The 16761-nt window shown below is 33.1% G+C and carries 20 protein-coding genes, 1 riboswitch and 2 other annotated features; of the genes, 19 read left to right on the top strand and 1 reads right to left on the bottom strand.

Annotation, left to right across the window (positions count from 1 at the left end):
- Nucleotides 1-46: 46 nt before the first annotated feature.
- The 9 genes from BHU61_RS06275 (at nucleotide 47) to BHU61_RS06235 (ending at nucleotide 6257) form a co-directional block, all read left to right on the top strand.
- A complete protein-coding gene (locus BHU61_RS06275) occupies nucleotides 47-1057 on the top strand; it encodes a glyceraldehyde-3-phosphate dehydrogenase (protein WP_111715422.1) in 1011 nt (336 codons plus the stop codon).
- Nucleotides 1058-1151: 94 nt separating this feature from the next.
- Nucleotides 1152-2042 (top strand): hypothetical protein, encoded by an 891-nt coding sequence (locus BHU61_RS06270; protein WP_111715421.1) that lies wholly within the window; start codon nucleotides 1152-1154, stop codon nucleotides 2040-2042.
- Between the two features lie 35 nt (nucleotides 2043-2077).
- Complete coding sequence (locus tag BHU61_RS06265) at nucleotides 2078-2467, top strand: hypothetical protein (protein WP_111715419.1); 390 nt, start codon at nucleotides 2078-2080, stop codon at nucleotides 2465-2467.
- Between the two features lie 186 nt (nucleotides 2468-2653).
- On the top strand, nucleotides 2654-3430 hold the full coding sequence (locus BHU61_RS06260) for a class I SAM-dependent methyltransferase (protein WP_111715418.1): 777 nt from the start codon (nucleotides 2654-2656) through the stop codon (nucleotides 3428-3430).
- A gap of 156 nt (nucleotides 3431-3586) precedes the next feature.
- On the top strand, nucleotides 3587-3805 hold the full coding sequence (locus tag BHU61_RS06255; RefSeq protein WP_111715416.1) for a hypothetical protein: 219 nt from the start codon (nucleotides 3587-3589) through the stop codon (nucleotides 3803-3805).
- Between the two features lie 16 nt (nucleotides 3806-3821).
- Complete coding sequence (locus BHU61_RS06250; protein WP_111715415.1) at nucleotides 3822-4490, top strand: response regulator transcription factor; 669 nt, start codon at nucleotides 3822-3824, stop codon at nucleotides 4488-4490.
- Nucleotides 4480-5484 (top strand): sensor histidine kinase, encoded by a 1005-nt coding sequence (locus tag BHU61_RS06245; protein WP_111715413.1) that lies wholly within the window; start codon nucleotides 4480-4482, stop codon nucleotides 5482-5484. The genes BHU61_RS06250 and BHU61_RS06245 overlap by 11 nt, the downstream gene beginning before the upstream one ends.
- Before the next feature lie 138 nt (nucleotides 5485-5622).
- Nucleotides 5623-5943 carry a DMT family transporter gene (locus BHU61_RS06240; RefSeq protein ID WP_111715412.1) on the top strand — a complete coding sequence of 107 codons (321 nt, stop codon included), beginning with the start codon at nucleotides 5623-5625 and terminating at the stop codon, nucleotides 5941-5943.
- The gene (locus BHU61_RS06235) at nucleotides 5943-6257 is read left to right on the top strand and encodes a DMT family transporter (protein WP_111715410.1); all 315 of its coding nucleotides are present in this window, start codon (nucleotides 5943-5945) and stop codon (nucleotides 6255-6257) included. Before BHU61_RS06240 ends, BHU61_RS06235 begins: the two co-directional genes overlap by 1 nt.
- 42 nt (nucleotides 6258-6299) lie before the next feature.
- Here the strand turns inward: BHU61_RS06235 and BHU61_RS06230 are convergent, their stop codons facing one another.
- The gene (locus BHU61_RS06230; protein ID WP_111715408.1) at nucleotides 6300-7010 is read right to left on the bottom strand and encodes an SGNH/GDSL hydrolase family protein; all 711 of its coding nucleotides are present in this window, start codon (nucleotides 7008-7010) and stop codon (nucleotides 6300-6302) included.
- 149 nt (nucleotides 7011-7159) lie between these two features.
- Between BHU61_RS06230 and nrdR the strand changes: the two genes are divergently transcribed.
- From nrdR to BHU61_RS06180, 10 genes are all read left to right on the top strand, one after another.
- Complete coding sequence (nrdR, locus tag BHU61_RS06225; protein ID WP_099579958.1) at nucleotides 7160-7624, top strand: transcriptional regulator NrdR; 465 nt, start codon at nucleotides 7160-7162, stop codon at nucleotides 7622-7624.
- An 8-nt stretch (nucleotides 7625-7632) separates the two neighbouring features.
- The gene (locus BHU61_RS06220; RefSeq protein WP_111715407.1) at nucleotides 7633-8988 is read left to right on the top strand and encodes a replication initiation and membrane attachment family protein; all 1356 of its coding nucleotides are present in this window, start codon (nucleotides 7633-7635) and stop codon (nucleotides 8986-8988) included.
- A complete protein-coding gene (gene dnaI / locus BHU61_RS06215; protein WP_170122482.1) occupies nucleotides 8988-9908 on the top strand; it encodes a primosomal protein DnaI in 921 nt (306 codons plus the stop codon). Before BHU61_RS06220 ends, dnaI begins: the two co-directional genes overlap by 1 nt.
- A 68-nt stretch (nucleotides 9909-9976) precedes the next feature.
- Nucleotides 9977-10171: a binding site (T-box leader), on the top strand.
- Nucleotides 10172-10226: 55 nt separating this feature from the next.
- Complete coding sequence (gene thrS, locus BHU61_RS06210; protein ID WP_111715404.1) at nucleotides 10227-12155, top strand: threonine--tRNA ligase; 1929 nt, start codon at nucleotides 10227-10229, stop codon at nucleotides 12153-12155.
- 124 nt (nucleotides 12156-12279) lie between these two features.
- Nucleotides 12280-12450: riboswitch (Lysine riboswitch) on the top strand.
- Nucleotides 12451-12524: 74 nt separating this feature from the next.
- Nucleotides 12525-14015 (top strand): amino acid permease, encoded by a 1491-nt coding sequence (locus BHU61_RS06205; protein WP_111715402.1) that lies wholly within the window; start codon nucleotides 12525-12527, stop codon nucleotides 14013-14015.
- 37 nt (nucleotides 14016-14052) lie between these two features.
- Nucleotides 14053-14178, top strand: a sequence feature (ribosomal protein L20 leader region).
- Between the two features lie 18 nt (nucleotides 14179-14196).
- Entirely contained in the window at nucleotides 14197-14733 is a 537-nt protein-coding gene (infC, locus tag BHU61_RS06200) for a translation initiation factor IF-3 (RefSeq protein ID WP_099579968.1), read from the top strand.
- A gap of 12 nt (nucleotides 14734-14745) precedes the next feature.
- Nucleotides 14746-14946, top strand: a complete 201-nt coding sequence (rpmI, locus tag BHU61_RS06195; RefSeq protein ID WP_012657249.1) for a 50S ribosomal protein L35 — start codon at nucleotides 14746-14748, stop codon at nucleotides 14944-14946.
- Nucleotides 14947-14976: 30 nt separating this feature from the next.
- Entirely contained in the window at nucleotides 14977-15336 is a 360-nt protein-coding gene (rplT, locus tag BHU61_RS06190) for a 50S ribosomal protein L20 (protein WP_111715401.1), read from the top strand.
- A 271-nt stretch (nucleotides 15337-15607) separates the two neighbouring features.
- The gene (locus BHU61_RS06185) at nucleotides 15608-16339 is read left to right on the top strand and encodes a sirohydrochlorin chelatase (protein ID WP_170122469.1); all 732 of its coding nucleotides are present in this window, start codon (nucleotides 15608-15610) and stop codon (nucleotides 16337-16339) included.
- Nucleotides 16320-16745 carry a precorrin-2 dehydrogenase/sirohydrochlorin ferrochelatase family protein gene (locus BHU61_RS06180; RefSeq protein WP_170122468.1) on the top strand — a complete coding sequence of 142 codons (426 nt, stop codon included), beginning with the start codon at nucleotides 16320-16322 and terminating at the stop codon, nucleotides 16743-16745. The genes BHU61_RS06185 and BHU61_RS06180 overlap by 20 nt, the downstream gene beginning before the upstream one ends.
- Nucleotides 16746-16761 lie beyond the last annotated feature (16 nt).

The raw sequence follows: 16761 nt of genomic DNA, 5'->3' as shown, positions 1-16761 counted from the left end.
ACTAATGAAAGAGATTAGTATAACACATTGCGAAGGAGAAGATATGATGAAAACAAGAGTAGCGATTAATGGGTTAGGAAGAATTGGAAGAATGGTGTTCCGTGCAGCACTATTAAATGATAATTTAGAAGTAGTTGCGATTAACGCGAGCTATCCTCCAGAAACACTAGCACATTTAACAAAGTACGACACTACTCATGGTAAGTTTGAATTAGATGTAGAACCTGGTGACAATGCTTTAATCGTTGATGGTAAAGAAATTAAGTTAGTTTCTGAGCGTAATCCAGAATTATTACCATGGAAAGAGTTAAATATTGATATTGTGATCGAAGCAACTGGTAAATTTAATGATGCTGAGAAAGCGTCAGCACATATTAAAGCAGGTGCGAAGAAAGTATTATTAACAGCGCCAGGTAAAGGAAATGTTCAAACGATCGTTCGCGGTGTGAACTGTGCACAATTAGATATAGATACATATGATGTTATTTCAAATGCTTCATGTACTACAAACTGCTTAGCGCCAGTAGCGAAAGTGTTAAATGATAAATTCGGAATTAAGAACGGATTAATGACGACAGTTCATGCGTATACAAATGACCAAAAGAACTTAGACAATCCACATAAAGATTTACGCCGTGCACGTGCATGTGCTCAAAGTATTATCCCAACTTCTACAGGTGCAGCGAAAGCTTTAGCTTTAGTATTACCTGAATTAAAAGGTAAATTACACGGAATGGCGTTACGTGTACCTACAACAAACGTATCATTAGTAGACTTAGTTGTAGATTTAGAGAAAGAAGTAACTGTTGAAGAAGTTAATGAAGCGCTTAAAGCATCTGCTGACAACGAACTTAAAGGTATTTTAGATGTAACATATGAGCCGTTAGTATCAGTAGACTTTAATACAAATCCACATAGCTCAATTGTAGATGGATTATCTACTATCGTTATGGAAGGATCTAAAGTGAAAGTATTATCTTGGTACGATAACGAGTGGGGTTACTCAACGCGTGTTGTAGAGTTAGCAGTATTAATGGGTGAAAAATTAGCGAAATAATATAGAAGACAAGACATCTCTCTTAATTGAGAGGTGTTTTTATTTGGGATAAAAAGTTAAAATGGAGTAAAGATGTGTAGAGAAAGGGAAAGAGATGAAAAGAGTAATAGGCAAAATTAAAGAAGAATTAGAAATTATTAAGGATTCAATTGCTGAACATAGAAAATATAAAAGTATAAATCCAAGCTCATTTGAATATTTAACTTTGGTAGATGGAGAAGTAAAATCAACAGAGCATGATTTGATTACGGTTCAACTGTCTCCTAAAAGAGTACAATATTATTTGAAATTAATATTACCGAATATGAAAGAAAAACATTATCAAACAAATTATATAAATTCTTTTTGGGAATTTTCAAAAGAAGAATTTGAACAAGATATCGAAGATTTTGATAATTATTATGATTTATTAATTTTATTAGATATTAATAAAAAACCTGTGATTATTTGGGATTACATCACAGGAAACTTCTCATATCATCCAAATTATTACACTGGATTTATAGAAGAAGAAAATGTTTCATTAAAAACGCCTTTTTTAATAAAAGAAGAATGGGAAGAAAATTATCAACCTTTTAATTATATTGATTTTAAAGGAAATAAATTATCAACTATTTATTATTTCAATGACGACCAACGTGCTAAACTGTTAATTGACAAAGTAAATATAACGCGTTCAATATTTGATTATGGTGAAGAAACAATTAAATTTGTTAAAGCTAAAGGATATAAATATAAATTAATTGAACAATTTATAGTGATAAATGAAAAGTTATCTACCGATGACATCTTTGAACTCATGGTTAGAGGTCTAAGTGATGGATGTGTAGGGTATAATGGAGTGTTTTATTGTGATTTTTATCAAGATTTAAATGAACGAGATCACTTTATTATCAAGAATAATGAATATTTGATAAATATTCGTGATGAAAAATTAATTGTTTTATATGAAGAATATGATATTTGTCATTGTTTAAATTTTTAACTTTTTAAACAATGATATTCAATTAGGGGAGAAATATGGAAAATATTATTGAGTTGAAAGATAAAGATTATGAAAATAATCACCTTAGCCTTACAGCAAAACCATCCGTTGAGGATGAACTAGTAGAAGTAGAATTTACTTTAAAAAGTTCAGCAATTTCTATTCCTGTTACAACATATTTTATGGATATAGATTTACCGGTATTTAATGATTTACTAGAAATAGGTGACCATTATTTTACTGAACCAAATATCTGGATTACTTCAATTGATGTTTCTGAAGAAGATGTCACTTTTTATATAAATATAGACTATGGTGAGTTGACGTCGTACGTGGCAACTGAATCTGGATTTTCATTAAGAATGAATGTGAGTAGAAATGAATTTGTGATGTTCTTTAGCAATATAAGTCGTTTGATAACATAAGATAAAGAATAAGACATCTCTCTTTAAGAGGTGTTTTTATTTGGGATAAAAAGTTAAAATGAATTAAAGATGTGCGAAGAAAGGCTGAGGATGATGAGTACAGTTTGGTCTAGCAAAATTCAAAGAATCGATACGTTATATTTAAGCCGCAAATAAAGAGTTGATGATTGTTTTAAATATGATTATATGAAACACTTTGATTTACCACAATCCGATATAAAAGTTCTTGAAATTGGTTGTGGACCTGGCGCACTTAGTGAATCGTTAAAACGTTGGTATCCGAGCGCTGAAATAACAGGTGTGGACAGAGATGAATTATTTATACAGTTTTCCAAAGATAATATAAATAATGTTAATTTTATTATTGGCGATATAAGAAGTCTGCCGTTTGATGATGAAAGCTTTGATGTTGTTATTTCAAACATATTATGTGAACATGTTGAAACTTCTGTATTCTTCAATGAACAAAGACGTATCTTAAAGCCTGAAGGTATTTGTATCTGTTTATCGAATGTAACTAATATTAGAAGATTAGCGAAGTGTATTGATTATAATGTATTTGAGAATAATTTCTGGGTAAAGCTTGAGACAGATAGAAATGAATTAGCATCTAATAATTTAGCAAAATATAAATTGAATGAAGCGGAACTGTCAAAGAAGATGGAAGAATATAAATTTCATAATGTAAGTTCTGATTATGTAACGCAACAGTTTACACCGGACCATCTTGCAAGTGATCGAACGTGGGCGATGACGATAATTGAATCTGAACTTAAAACAAAGATAGAAATATTGAATCGTGTCAGAAATGAGAATAAAGACAATCTATTTTTTGAACAAGTAGATAAAATGATACACCGTGTAAATCAGAAGTATGTTGAGCGTAAGCGTTTATATGACTTTGGTGAAAAACAATGGGATACAAATATTATTACGACGCATATATTAAGAGGGATGAAGTAATGTCTGCTAATAGAATTTAATATTCTATAAAATATTTTTAAAATTTTATAGAATTGACTATTTATTCATAAGTTTTTCAGAATTGATGCTTATATTTTTATTAAGCCAGTTTAGTAATCTTAATCTGCTTAATTAAATATGAGAGAAGGTAATAATATGATTGGAAATTTTGGTTCATTATTAATGGTTTTTGCAATGTGTTTATTAGGATTAGCATTTATACTTGCGATAAGTTTCATTTTTATGCATTTCATTGATCATGATTCATATATTAATAACAAAAAAATATTTACTAAAAAACGTAATATCATACTTGTATATCTAATGTTAGGTTATATTATTTTATACGTATTGGGCTTATATTTAGTTAATTAAGATGTGAGGGATTTTTATGGAAGGGTATAATATTCTCATTGTTGAAGACGATAGTATTATTGCTTCAAGTATAAAACGATTAATAGAATCAAAGGGAGCAAAAGTATATGTTAATGCGACAGGTGAAAATGTAAATGAACAGTTAGAAGATATCCATCTTATTTTGATGGATATTATGTTACCTTTTGACAATGGAATTGAACTAACAAAGTTAATTAGAAAAAGTGATAATAATATACCTATTATTTTTTTATCTGCAAGGAATGATATTGAAAGTAAATTAGATGGGTTAAGAAATGGCGAGGATTATTTAACAAAACCATTTCATCCGTTAGAACTAATTGCAAGAATTGAAAATATATTAAATGCTTCATATTCTAAAACGATGGATTACTTCTATGATTTTCAAATTGATATAATAAGTAAGATGGTATTTGATGACCAAGATAATGAAGTAGAATTGTCAAAAACAGAAAGAAATTTATTTTTTTATTTATATCAGAATAAAAATATCATTCTAGAAAAAGAAAAAATAATTGATTATGTATGGCCAGAAGGCGATACATATGAAAACAGTTTAAATGTTTATATAAAAAAGTTAAGAGATAAGTTAAATGATCATGATGGTAAAATCATTCATACAATTTATGGTATAGGTTATAGGTTGAATGGAAATGAAAAATAAAAAGCTATTGAAAAAGTATTTTTATATTATGGCATTTGGTGTATTTTTGATTCCAGTTACTTTTATATTATTAAATTATTTATTCTTATTAACTTATACTGGTATTACTTATATATTTAACTTTGATTGGAAATTTCAAAGTTCATTCTTTTACGTTAATTTTTATATTATTTATTTTATTTTTTTGTTATTTCTAGTCTGGATTGGTTCTAAATATTTTGAAAAGGTAATATCTAGAATTAATAATATCCACTCTACTGTTGAACGTATTACATATGATGAAAGTTTTCCTGATAAGTTAATATATCATTTAGATAGTGAAGATGAAATTAATGCCTTATCAGGTGCAATTAATAAATTGATTGATAGATTGAGATTTAAGGAGGCATTATTAGAACAGCAAAATAAAACGAAACAGGAACATATAAAACAATTGTCTCATGATATCAACACTCCCCTTACTGCGATAATGTTAGAGCTTTATGAACTCGCTATTGAATATGAAATTCCTGAAGAAAAAATTAATCAAATATATTCTAAAATAATGTACACTAATCAATTAGTTAAGAAAGTTTCTGAAACAGAAGAAATTGATTACGAAGATCAGTATATTTTTATGGTTGATTGTAGTATAGATTCTTCCGTTACAAATTCATTAATGAAGTGGAATTATTTATTAGAGAAGAATAAAATAAGTATTAAAACGAATTTGGATGAAAATGTAATTTGGAAATCTGAAGCTTTGTTCTTTGAAAGATTATTAGATAATATTTTTTCAAATATTATTAGACATTCACATACTGAAAAATTAATTATAAATCTTAACCAAAATAAATTGGAGATTATTGATTTTGGTATAGGGTATGACGTGAATCAAGTTTCTAATGATACTAAAGGAAATAAAATAATAAGAAATATATGTGAGAAGTTAAATATAGAATTGAACATAATATCCTCAAATAAGGGCACGAGATACTTATTAGTATATAAATAAACTTATATTCAATATTTCAGCTAAATTTATTGGATTTAGATGTTTTTATCATTGAATTAAGTTTGGAAAACTCATTTCTTAAAATGAAATTTTGTATATGTTATACTATTCACTATTATGTTGATAGTGAGGTATGTTATGAACTGGATTAAAATTATCGTTGCGGCGATTTTTGAGATGTGCTGGGTAATTGGTCTAGCCCATGCTGATACTTGGTATGAGTGGATACTTACTGTTATCAGTGTTTCAATCAGTTTCTATTTGTTGCTGAATGCATCAAAATATTTACCGGTTGGAACAAGCTACGCTGTATTTGTTGGTCTAGGTGCAACGTTAGTAACGATTGCAGATGTAGTATTTTTCAATGAACCAATAAGCGTTGAGAAAGTTATATTAATAAGTGTATTAATTATCGGTGTCATCGGTCTTAAGATGGCAACACCAGAGGAGGCAAAGTAATGTATTGGTTGATTTTAGTACTTGCCGGTATCTTTGAAATGCTAGGTGTTGTCGTGATTAATATGTATTCAAACACACATCAAAAGCGTTATGTTTTATTGCTGATATTTACATTTGCATGTAGTCTTTATTTTCTTTCCGTTGCGTTAATTGCAATTCCGATGAGTACTGCATATGCTATATGGACCGGTATTGGTGCAGTAGGTGGAGCAATTGTGGGGATTTTGTTTTACGGAGAATCGAAGAATGTATTACGTTTATTTTTTATGGGCTTAATTTTAGCAAGTACCATTGGATTGAAGTTGTTGCCTTAAAAGTAAAGTGTCACATACCGTATTTGGTGTGTGACACTTTTTTCATCTTTGCTTTAATTGTATCGGATAAATATCGGTAAACGTTGCTTCAATGACTTTTGCCATAATGTCGTAGCCGAATACATGCGGATGTAGTCCGTCATCTGTAAGTTCATTTCGTAAATAGTCGATGCCATCTTTCGTTTCAGTCATCTGTGTATAGTAATCGATAAATAATGCATCATGTTCTGTACATAGTTGTTTAATTTCGTGATTAATTATCTGAACAAGTTTTGAGCGCGTTATAAATCCTTCTAACTTAGGTCGGTTCGTTGATGTGAGTGTAGTAACTGCAATATTTATGTTATTTTCATTTGCCATCATAATCATTGCTTCAATATCTTCAAGGATTCGTGACTTAATTTGTTGCTGGTTGTTATCGCTTTGATCAACGTCGAGTGCTTTCGTATTATTAATGCCAATCGATAAGACAATCCAATCGGGTTTCAACTGGATACTATCTGCTGTAAATCGGTCGCGTACCCATTGCGTACGATCGTTTCCAATGCCACGGTTAATCATTCGCTTGCCATTGTTTAATTGCAGGTAACTTTCTATATCCCAGTAATCAGTAATTGAATCACCGATAAAGACGATTCCTACAGGGTCGTTATGATAAAGTATCACTTCATTTCTATGATTAAAGCTTTCTCTTAGTTTGTTTACAGGGTGTCCTTCTTCTAACTTTGGTAAATGGATATAATTCGGTCTCATCAGTTTTCTCCTTCTGGAAAGTTATTAATTTATTAATTTTAACTTATTCATATAGTTTATTATATACCCAGAACAGTGTAATCTTATGGATTTTTAATTGTTTCGTATTCATGTATAATTAAATAATAATAAAAAAAGGGGTGATTGTCTTGAAATGTCCAAAATGTGGTTTTAATCAATCGAAGGTGATTGATTCACGACATGCAGACGATTTGACTGCAATCAGAAGACGTAGAGAATGTGAAGAATGCGGTACACGTTTTACTACTTTCGAAAGAATTGAATTACAGCCATTAATCGTCGTAAAAAAAGACGGCACAAGACAAGCATTCAACCGTGATAAAGTGTTACATGGTTTAGTCCGTGCATGTGAGAAGCGACCTGTTGCTTTTGAATCACTTGAAAAAATTACGACAGATGTTGAGACTGCTTTACGTGAAAAAGGTAAGACGGAAGTGTCTTCGGTTGATATCGGTGAATTGGTGATGGAGCATCTAATGACTTTAGATCAGGTTTCCTATGTAAGGTTTGCGTCTGTCTATAAAGAATTTAAAGATGTCGATCAGTTATTACGTACAATGAGCGGTCTATTGAACGATAAAGATAAGAAGTAGGTGTCAGCATGCAACATTATTTTACGGAATTAAATGGTACGGATCAGTTTGCCGTCACGACAAACTATATAAGTACGCATCTGACTGAAGATGTTCTTAAGACACTTTATACGCCTTTAATTGGTATTGAATGTGTCGGTGTCTATCAGTTCTTAAGTCAGTTTTTAAATGACTATAACCAGGTTAGTAACGATTACACTCATTATATTTTCTTAAGTGAACTGAAGATGAATTTGAGTCATTTCGAAGTGATTCGTAAACGGCTTGAAGCAATTGGTTTACTTAAGACGTATATGAGAATAGATGATAGCAATCAGAAGTTTATCTATAAATTAATCAGTCCTGTAATGCCTGCACAATTTTTTAATGATCCTATGCTTTCTGTGTTCTTATATCAGCAGGTGGGTAAGCATCGATATCAAGTGTTAAAGAGTAGATATTTTACAAATAATATAGATTATGATGGTTATCGTGATATTTCAAGTAAATATATGGACGTATTTGGTACGCCGAAATCTCCTGAACCCGTTGTATTCGAATATAATAGTGAGATTATTAAACAAAGTGACCCGTATGGTATTCCTATTCATCATCAGACATTTGATTTTGATATGCTTGAAACATTGCTGGCACAGAATCTGATCACAAGTGAACAATTACCTAAGAAGACGCGTGATTTAATTTCTCAGCTTGCTGCATTATATGATATTGCACCTACAGAAATGCGTCAGATTATCTTGAAGTCACTTACAAGCAATCAAACGATTTCTCATGAAGCGTTACGCAAAAATGCACGTGATTTCTATAAGATAGAACACGACGGTGCACTACCAACTTTGCAGTTTCAGGAACAGTCAGATAATATAAAGCCTGAAGATAAGGAAGCGAGTACTCTACTGAACTGGTTTGAAATGCTGGATACAACGAGTCCAATCGATATGCTTACTTCATTCAGTAAATCAGAACCGACCTTAAAGCAGAAACGCATGATTGAATCTATTTTAGAACGTGAACAACTGCCATATGGCGTGTTTAATATTCTTATTCAATATGTATTGTTTACAAAGGATATGAAACTCCCGCAGGCGTATATTGAAGAGATAGCCTCAAACTGGAAGAAACAAAATTTAAAAACAAGTCAGGAAGCTTATCATTTTGTAAAATCGATGGATAAGAAACGTACTGAACGGAAAGATAAATCAAGTAGACCGAAACAATATTTACCGCCTTCTAAAGAGATGACACCTAAATGGTTAACAGAAGAACCGATAGCAAGCAATAAAGTTGATGAAAATGTCGATCTGGAAGCGGAACGTCGTAAGTTACAGCAAGAACTCAATCAATTATGGGAGGAGGATAAATGATGAAACCGATGGGCTCAATATTAAACGCTAACAGTGAAATTTTTAAGCGTATTGAAAAGATAAAAAAAGAAACGATAAAACATCCTGAAATAAGTGCGTTTATTGCTGCTAACCATGTTACCGAGCAGATGATAGATAATGATTTATCTGTCCTCCAGGAATATAAAGATTCTTCAATTATGTGCCAGGATTGTGCATCTTATGGCCAGTGTAAGAACTTTGTCCCTGGTCACACGCCTGAACTATATATTGAAAATAATCACATTAAGATCAGACATTTACCATGCCCTTCTAAGCTTGCTTATGATGAAGAACAAAAGATGAAGCAGTTTATAACGGCAATTCATATGCCAAAAGATGTCCTGAATGCAAAGCTTGCAGATATTTACCTCGATGATAAAACGAGAATAGATATTGTGAGACGTGCAGGGATGGTATGCAGAGATATCGCAAAGGGTGTCGATACGAAAGGTATTTATATTCATGGACCATTCGGTACCGGAAAATCATTTATTTTAGGTGCAATCGCAAATGAATTGAAAGAGCGACATATTTATACGACGTTAATGTACTTTCCGGAATTTATCCGGGAATTAAAATCAGGGTTTAATGATGGTACATATACAGAGCGATTAAATCGAGTAAAGAATACGCCTGTTCTAATGCTCGATGATATCGGTGCAGAAGACTTAACACCATGGGTACGTGATGAAGTGTTAGGGCCGATATTAAATTATCGTATGATGAATAATATGCCGACATTTTTTAGCTCAAACTTTGATTTTAAAGAACTAAGTCATCATTTATCAATAACGAAACAAGGTGCAGAACAGACGAAGGCGCGACGTATTATGGAGCGTATCGAAACATTAAGTGATGAATATATGTTATCAGGGAAAAATTATCGCCGTGAAAAATAAGTTTGAAAATTACGATAATAAGTGTATAATATGTATTAACAAACAACAAAACTAAATTCGTATATATATAAATTGTAAGGATAAGATAGTCTATCATTAATTTTTAGAGAGCTGATGGTGCTGAGAATCAGTAATTAAGTTAGATTGTTACTCCCTTATTGGTATGACAACTAATCATTGTCCGGCTCAAGACCGTTATCTTATGCAGAGTTGCTGAGTGATCAGTAATTAGGGTGGTACCGCGAATTGACTTCGTCCCTTTTTGGGATGGGGTCTTTTTTGTTGTTTAAAATAAAATAAAAAAGTGAGGCGTTATGAATGAGTGAAATTAATGTTAAGTTTCCAGATGGTAATGTAAAAAGTTTTGAGGCTGGCGTTACAACTGAGGAAATTGCAGGTTCAATCAGTCCTGGTTTAAAGAAGAAAGCTTTAGCAGGAAAATTTAATGGACAGATGGTAGATTTATCAACGGCACTTGAAACAGATGGAGACATCGAAATCATTACGCCTGAGTCTCCTGAAGGTATAGAAGTACTACGTCATTCAACTGCACATTTAATGGCACAAGCGTTAAAGCGTATGTATGGTAATGTGCATTTCGGTGTAGGTCCTGTTATTGAAGAAGGATTCTATTATGATGTAGATACTGAACATAAAATTTCAAGCGAAGATTTACCTGAAATTGAAAAGACAATGCGTCAAATTGTCGGTGAAAATATAAAGATTGAACGTCGTGTTGTAAGTCGTGATGAAGCTAAACAAATTTTTGCCGATGATCCATACAAACAGGAGTTAATCGATGCGATTCCAGCTGATGAGCATGTAACAATCTATTCTCAAGGTGAATTCACTGACCTTTGCCGTGGTGTACATGTGCCATCAACTGCTAAAATTAAAGAATTTAAATTATTATCTACAGCTGGTGCATACTGGAGAGGTGATGCGAATAATAAGATGTTACAACGTATCTACGGTACAGCCTTCTTCGATAAAAAAGCATTAAAAGAACATCTTCAGGTTTTAGAAGAGCGTAAAGAACGTGACCACAGAAAGATTGGTAAAGAATTAGAGTTATTTACTACAAATCAACTTGTCGGCCCTGGTTTACCGTTATGGTTACCAAATGGCGCTACAATTCGTCGTGAATTAGAACGCTATATTGTTGATAAAGAAGTTGCATTAGGTTATGACCACGTGTATACACCAGTTATGGGTTCAGTTGATCTTTATAAAACTTCTGGACACTGGGATCATTATCAGGAAGACATGTTCCCGGTTATGGAGATGGACAATGAGCAAATGGTATTACGTCCGATGAACTGTCCACACCATATGATGGTCTATAAAAATAAACCACATTCATACCGTGAATTACCAATCCGTATCGCTGAACTTGGTACAATGCACAGATATGAAGCAAGTGGTGCTGTAAGCGGATTACAACGTGTTCGTGGTATGACTTTAAATGATGCACATATCTTCGTTCGTCCGGATCAGATTAAAGATGAATTTATCCGTGTCGTGCAACTTGTAATAGATGTATATAAAGACTTCAAATTTAAAGATTATAAATTCCGTCTAAGTTATAGAGATCCAGAAGATACTGAAAAATATTTCCAGGATGATGAAATGTGGGAGAAAGCACAATCAATGCTTAAAGAAGCAGTTGATGAAATGGGCTTAGATTACGAAGAAGCACCAGGAGAAGCTGCATTCTACGGTCCAAAACTCGATGTACAGGTTAAAACTGCGTTAGGTAAAGAAGAAACTTTATCTACAGTTCAATTAGACTTCTTATTACCGGAACGTTTCGATTTAGAATACATTGGTAATGACGGCGAGAAACACCGTCCGGTAGTTATTCACCGTGGTGTTATTTCAACAATGGAACGATTTGTTGCTTTCTTAACAGAAGAATATAAAGGTGCATATCCTACTTGGCTTGCTCCAAATCAATTAGAAATTATTCCGGTTTCTAATGAAGTGCATTATGACTATGCGCGTAAATTATATGATGAGTTAAAATCTCAAGGTGTTCGTTGTCATATTGATGACCGAAATGAAAAGATGGGCTACAAAATTCGTGAAGCACAAATGCATAAAGTCCCTTACCAGGTTGTAGTAGGAGATAAAGAAGTTGAGAATAATGAAGTAAACCTGCGTCAATATGGTTCTAAAGATTCTAAAACTTTAGATCGCGACGAGTTTATCTGGAATTTAGTTGATGAGATTCGTCTAAAAAAATAATGATTTGATTTTTTATGAGTCTATGTTTTAAAGGAAAATCATCATTTAATGTATTAACGTATTAAAAAAAGAGGTTGAAATAATAAGTGATGTCATGTATATTAGTAACTAACTTAATATTCCTCGTTGAGGTAGAGGTTGCACTGCTTATGAGTAGATGATGGATATGTCATACACATAAACGAAGTTTATCGAAAGGAAACAGTGCCGAAGGAATAATGTGTATGAACATTATATCCTGGGCTAACATTGAACAAGTGTTAGACTGTCACATTTGTGATGCGCTACTTAATTTTGATGATTATACTTTCAAATGAGTACGCGTATCATACGTGTGCTCATTTTTAATTTTTGAAAGGAAGTCAATATATGCAAAGTACGAATGGAGTACAAAGAAAATTGAAGCAGCGCCATATTTCGATGATCGCTATTGGTGGCTGTATCGGCACAGGTTTATTTATGACCTCTGGAGGAGCGATTCGTGATGCTGGCCCAGGTGGTGCGTTACTTGCGTTTACGATTATTGGTATTATGGTATTTTTCTTAATGACAAGTCTTGGTGAAATGGCAACATATTTACCGATTTCAGGTTCATTTTCTACCTATGCAACACGCTTCGTCGATCCATCTCTTGGATTTGCGCTTGGCTGGAATTATTGGTTTAACTGGGTGATTACAGTTGCAGCAGATGTGAGTATCGCTGCGAGCGTCATAAAGTACTGGGCACCGATGGATTTCTTGCCGGGTTGGGCATGGAGCATAGTGTTTTTAGCAATTATTTTATTTTTAAATACATTGTCAGTTCGAGTTTATGGTGAAAGTGAATATTGGTTTGCGATTATAAAAGTTGCTACTGTTATATTATTTTTAATCATCGGATTACTAACAATCGTTGGAATATTAGGTGGCAAGTTTATCGGTTTTGATAACTTCACGACAGGTGATGCTCCATTTGTCGGTCATGGTTTAACGGGGTCTTTCTTAACGATTCTTGGCGTATTCTTAGTAGCCGGATTTAGTTTCCAGGGTACAGAACTTGTTGGTATTACAGCAGGTGAATCAGAAGAGCCGGAAAAAACGATACCGAAAGCGATTAAACAAGTTTTCTGGAGAATTTTAATTTTTTACATTCTCTCTATTTTCGTCATCGGATTAATCATTCCTTACACGAATCCTAACTTAATGGGGGGAGATAGTGTTGCGAAGTCACCATTTACGTTAGTATTTGAAAATGCTGGCCTTGCATTTGCAGCATCCTTTATGAATGCTGTTATCTTAACATCTATTCTATCAGCGGGTAATAGTGGTATGTATGCTTCAACGCGTATGTTATATGCGATGGGTAAAGATGGATTAGCATCACGTAAATTCTCAGAAACAAATCGCAAAGGCGTTCCTATTCCGAGTTTACTTGCAACGTTTGTTGTGGTGGTAATCATCTTCTTAGTAGAGCGTGTTGCTAGTGGTGCTTACGAATATATCGTGGCAGCAAGTGGTTTAACAGGATTTATCGCCTGGCTTGGTATTGCAATTAGTCATTATCGATTCAGAAGAGCGTTTTATGCTCAGAACAAAGATATGTCAGTATTAAAATATAAAGCGATGTGGTTCCCATTCGGTCCGATATTTGCATTTGTTCTCTGTTTATTTGTAATTATCGGTCAGGATACTGATTTAATATTAGGTGGTAAGTTCGATCTTAATGGTTTCTTGATCACTTATATGGGGATTCCAATATTCTTAGCGTTCTATTTCTACCACAAACTAAAATATAAAACGCGTAAGATTCCTTTAACAGAAGTTGATTTATCTCATGATACAGATATGAGTGAATATGAAAAAATAGATGTTGACTTATAAATATTAGCCTGTTATACTTAAGTCTGTTGAATACGAAACGGACAAGTAGAAGCATCCCGCTTCTCGCCCTGAAGACGCAAAGAGCAGTTACAGGGTTAAATAACATGGTTAGACATGTCTATTTTTTAGCGGGTGCATTATGCATTCGCTTTTTTGTTTGTCTTCGTAAATCAAATAGGAGGTGTCAACCATAGCTAAAGATCAAACTCAAATCAATGACAAAATTCGTGCGAGAGAACTTCGTTTAATCGGTCATGATGGTGAACAACTTGGCGTTAAAACTAAGTTCGAAGCAATTGAAATTGCAGAACGTGTTAACCTTGATGTCGTGTTAGTTGCTCCAAATGCGAAACCCCCAGTAGCCAAAATTATGGATTACGGTAAATTCAAATTTGAACAACAAAAGAAAGAAAAAGAAGCACGTAAAAATCAAAAAGTTGTTGTCGTTAAAGAAATTAGATTAAGTCCAACGATTGAAGATCATGATTTTAATACGAAACTTAAAAATGCTCGTAAATTCTTAGAAAAGCAGGACAAAGTTAAAGTATCAATCAGATTCCGAGGTCGTGCAATCACGCATAAAGAATTTGGTCAACGTGTGTTAGAGAAATTTGCAGAAGAATGTAAAGATCTTGCGACAGTTGAACAAAAGCCAAAGATGGATGGTCGCTCAATGTTCTTAATGTTAGCGCCAATCGTCGACAAAAAACAAAACTAGGAGGAACAAAACATGCCTAAAATGAAAACTCACCGTGGTGGAGCTAAACGTGTTAAAAGAACTGGTTCAGGAAAATTAAAACGTTCAAGAGCTTACACTTCACACTTATTCGCAAACAAATCAACGAAACAAAAACGTGGACTTCGTAAAGCGTCATTAGTATCTAAAGGCGATCAAAAACGAGTAGCACAAATGTTAACTTACGTAAAATAATAAAATTAGAAACACTGAGGAGGAATTATAATGCCACGAGTTAAAGGTGGAACAGTTACACGCGCGCGTCGTAAACGTACAATCAAATTAGCTAAAGGTTACTTTGGTTCAAAACATACATTATATAAAGTAGCAAAACAACAAGTAATGAAATCAGGTCAATATGCATACCGTGACCGTCGTCAAAAGAAACGTGACTTCCGTAAATTATGGATCGCACGTATCAATGCGGCAGCGCGTATGAACGACATCAGCTATAGCCGTTTAATGAACGGATTAAAAGTTGCTGGTATCGATATCAACCGTAAAATGTTATCAGAAATCGCTATCACTGACGAAAAAGCATTTGCTGAAATCGTAGCACAAGCGAAAGCGGCTTTAAACAAATAATAAGATATTAATCTTAAAAATCTCTAAGTTATGATGACTTAGAGATTTTTTTTATGGCCATTTTTAATATAAAAAAGGAGGATAAATCGATGGAGATATATAAACAAAAAAAATAATAAATCCGAAAGTAATAAAAAGTAAAGACATATTTCTTATTAAATTACTTGCAAAAAAATTTATATAGGGAAATCCCTATTCATATATACATGTGAACATATTCACAACTAAATAAGCTATAATATAAATGTATCTTTTATTGAGGGGGAGGCACATGAAAGGAATCATATATATCGCACATGGATCAAAGATGCCTGATAAAAATCAACTTTTCAGAGAATTTGTAGATAATATAATATCAAAGCGACCTGAAACAGTACAGCAGTTAGCTTTTCTCGAAAAAGATGACGAGAATGTACCAATTATTACACGCCGTATGGTAGATGCTGGTGTCACAGAATTTTTAGTCATGCCAATGCTCTTATTTCCAGCAATGCATGCAAGAGAAGATATTCCAGCACAGCTTAATGATGTATTGAAAGATTATCCACATATAACATACCACATTGCAGATTGTTTCGGAGATGAACCAAGTGTCTACAAGGTATGTGAGCGCATTATTTCTGGATTTAAAGATGCAACGATACTGATTACAGCACATGGTAATAAAAGATTTACTGAACCAGATGAACGTCTCACTAAAATGGTGGAAGTCATGCAGCAGACGTCAGGTCAGAACTTAGTACCAGCAATGTTATATGGTAATTTAAGTTTTGAAGAAAAACTGAAGACGATGGATAAGCAAGACAAAATTATCATAATGCCATATTTCTTATTCGATGGTCATCTTGTGCGTAAGATTAAAAGACTGAGTCAGCCTTTTATAGAAGCAGGATACGATATATCTTTTACTGAAACATTGGATTTAGATTTTGCAATGACACAAGGTGTATTAAATAAACTGGCACAACTTGAGGAGGATGCATATGTATCCAGTCATGCTTAATTTAGAAGGTAAAAAGATACTGATTGTAGGTGGTGGCAGAATTGCCAAACGCAAAGTAAACGGCTTACATGGTGAAGGTGCGTTTATTACTGTCATGGCACCAGAGATAGATGTTGAAATAGCGTCAATGGATGTTGAATGCATTCCATATCCATTTACAAAACAGGATATCAGTCACTATGATATCGTGTTTATTGCAACAAATGATGAAGGTGTTAATAAGCAGGTTATGGAATGTGTGAATGATAATCAACTTGTTAATGATTGTTCAAATAAGCGTAACTCAAATTTCTTTAATGTAGCATCTTTTAAACATGATGATATGCGTATTATGATTTCAAGCGATGGAGCAAGCCCGGAGAAAAGTAAAATACTCAAACAAAAAATTAAAGATTTATTAAAATAAATGAGCGAATGTGCAG

The organism is Macrococcus epidermidis (assembly GCF_003259695.1).
Classification (GTDB): domain Bacteria; phylum Bacillota; class Bacilli; order Staphylococcales; family Staphylococcaceae; genus Macrococcoides; species Macrococcoides epidermidis.
This window is presented reverse-complemented; position numbering and strand designations above follow the sequence as displayed.

What these genes read in the sequence shown, in the direction of transcription:
- BHU61_RS06275 (WP_111715422.1), top strand. Translation starts at nt 47, where the DNA reads ATGAAAACAAGAGTAGCGATTAATGGGTTAGGAAGAATTGGAAGAATG.
- BHU61_RS06270 (WP_111715421.1), top strand. Translation starts at nt 1,152, where the DNA reads ATGAAAAGAGTAATAGGCAAAATTAAAGAAGAATTAGAAATTATTAAG.
- BHU61_RS06265 (WP_111715419.1), top strand. Translation starts at nt 2,078, where the DNA reads ATGGAAAATATTATTGAGTTGAAAGATAAAGATTATGAAAATAATCAC.
- BHU61_RS06260 (WP_111715418.1), top strand. Translation starts at nt 2,654, where the DNA reads ATGAAACACTTTGATTTACCACAATCCGATATAAAAGTTCTTGAAATT.
- BHU61_RS06255 (WP_111715416.1), top strand. Translation starts at nt 3,587, where the DNA reads ATGATTGGAAATTTTGGTTCATTATTAATGGTTTTTGCAATGTGTTTA.
- BHU61_RS06250 (WP_111715415.1), top strand. Translation starts at nt 3,822, where the DNA reads ATGGAAGGGTATAATATTCTCATTGTTGAAGACGATAGTATTATTGCT.
- BHU61_RS06245 (WP_111715413.1), top strand. Translation starts at nt 4,480, where the DNA reads ATGAAAAATAAAAAGCTATTGAAAAAGTATTTTTATATTATGGCATTT.
- BHU61_RS06240 (WP_111715412.1), top strand. Translation starts at nt 5,623, where the DNA reads ATGAACTGGATTAAAATTATCGTTGCGGCGATTTTTGAGATGTGCTGG.
- BHU61_RS06235 (WP_111715410.1), top strand. Translation starts at nt 5,943, where the DNA reads ATGTATTGGTTGATTTTAGTACTTGCCGGTATCTTTGAAATGCTAGGT.
- BHU61_RS06230 (WP_111715408.1), bottom strand. Translation starts at nt 7,010, where the DNA reads ATGAGACCGAATTATATCCATTTACCAAAGTTAGAAGAAGGACACCCT.
- BHU61_RS06220 (WP_111715407.1), top strand. Translation starts at nt 7,633, where the DNA reads ATGCAACATTATTTTACGGAATTAAATGGTACGGATCAGTTTGCCGTC.
- dnaI (WP_170122482.1), top strand. Translation starts at nt 8,988, where the DNA reads ATGAAACCGATGGGCTCAATATTAAACGCTAACAGTGAAATTTTTAAG.
- thrS (WP_111715404.1), top strand. Translation starts at nt 10,227, where the DNA reads ATGAGTGAAATTAATGTTAAGTTTCCAGATGGTAATGTAAAAAGTTTT.
- BHU61_RS06205 (WP_111715402.1), top strand. Translation starts at nt 12,525, where the DNA reads ATGCAAAGTACGAATGGAGTACAAAGAAAATTGAAGCAGCGCCATATT.
- rpmI (WP_012657249.1), top strand. Translation starts at nt 14,746, where the DNA reads ATGCCTAAAATGAAAACTCACCGTGGTGGAGCTAAACGTGTTAAAAGA.
- rplT (WP_111715401.1), top strand. Translation starts at nt 14,977, where the DNA reads ATGCCACGAGTTAAAGGTGGAACAGTTACACGCGCGCGTCGTAAACGT.
- BHU61_RS06185 (WP_170122469.1), top strand. Translation starts at nt 15,608, where the DNA reads ATGAAAGGAATCATATATATCGCACATGGATCAAAGATGCCTGATAAA.
- BHU61_RS06180 (WP_170122468.1), top strand. Translation starts at nt 16,320, where the DNA reads ATGTATCCAGTCATGCTTAATTTAGAAGGTAAAAAGATACTGATTGTA.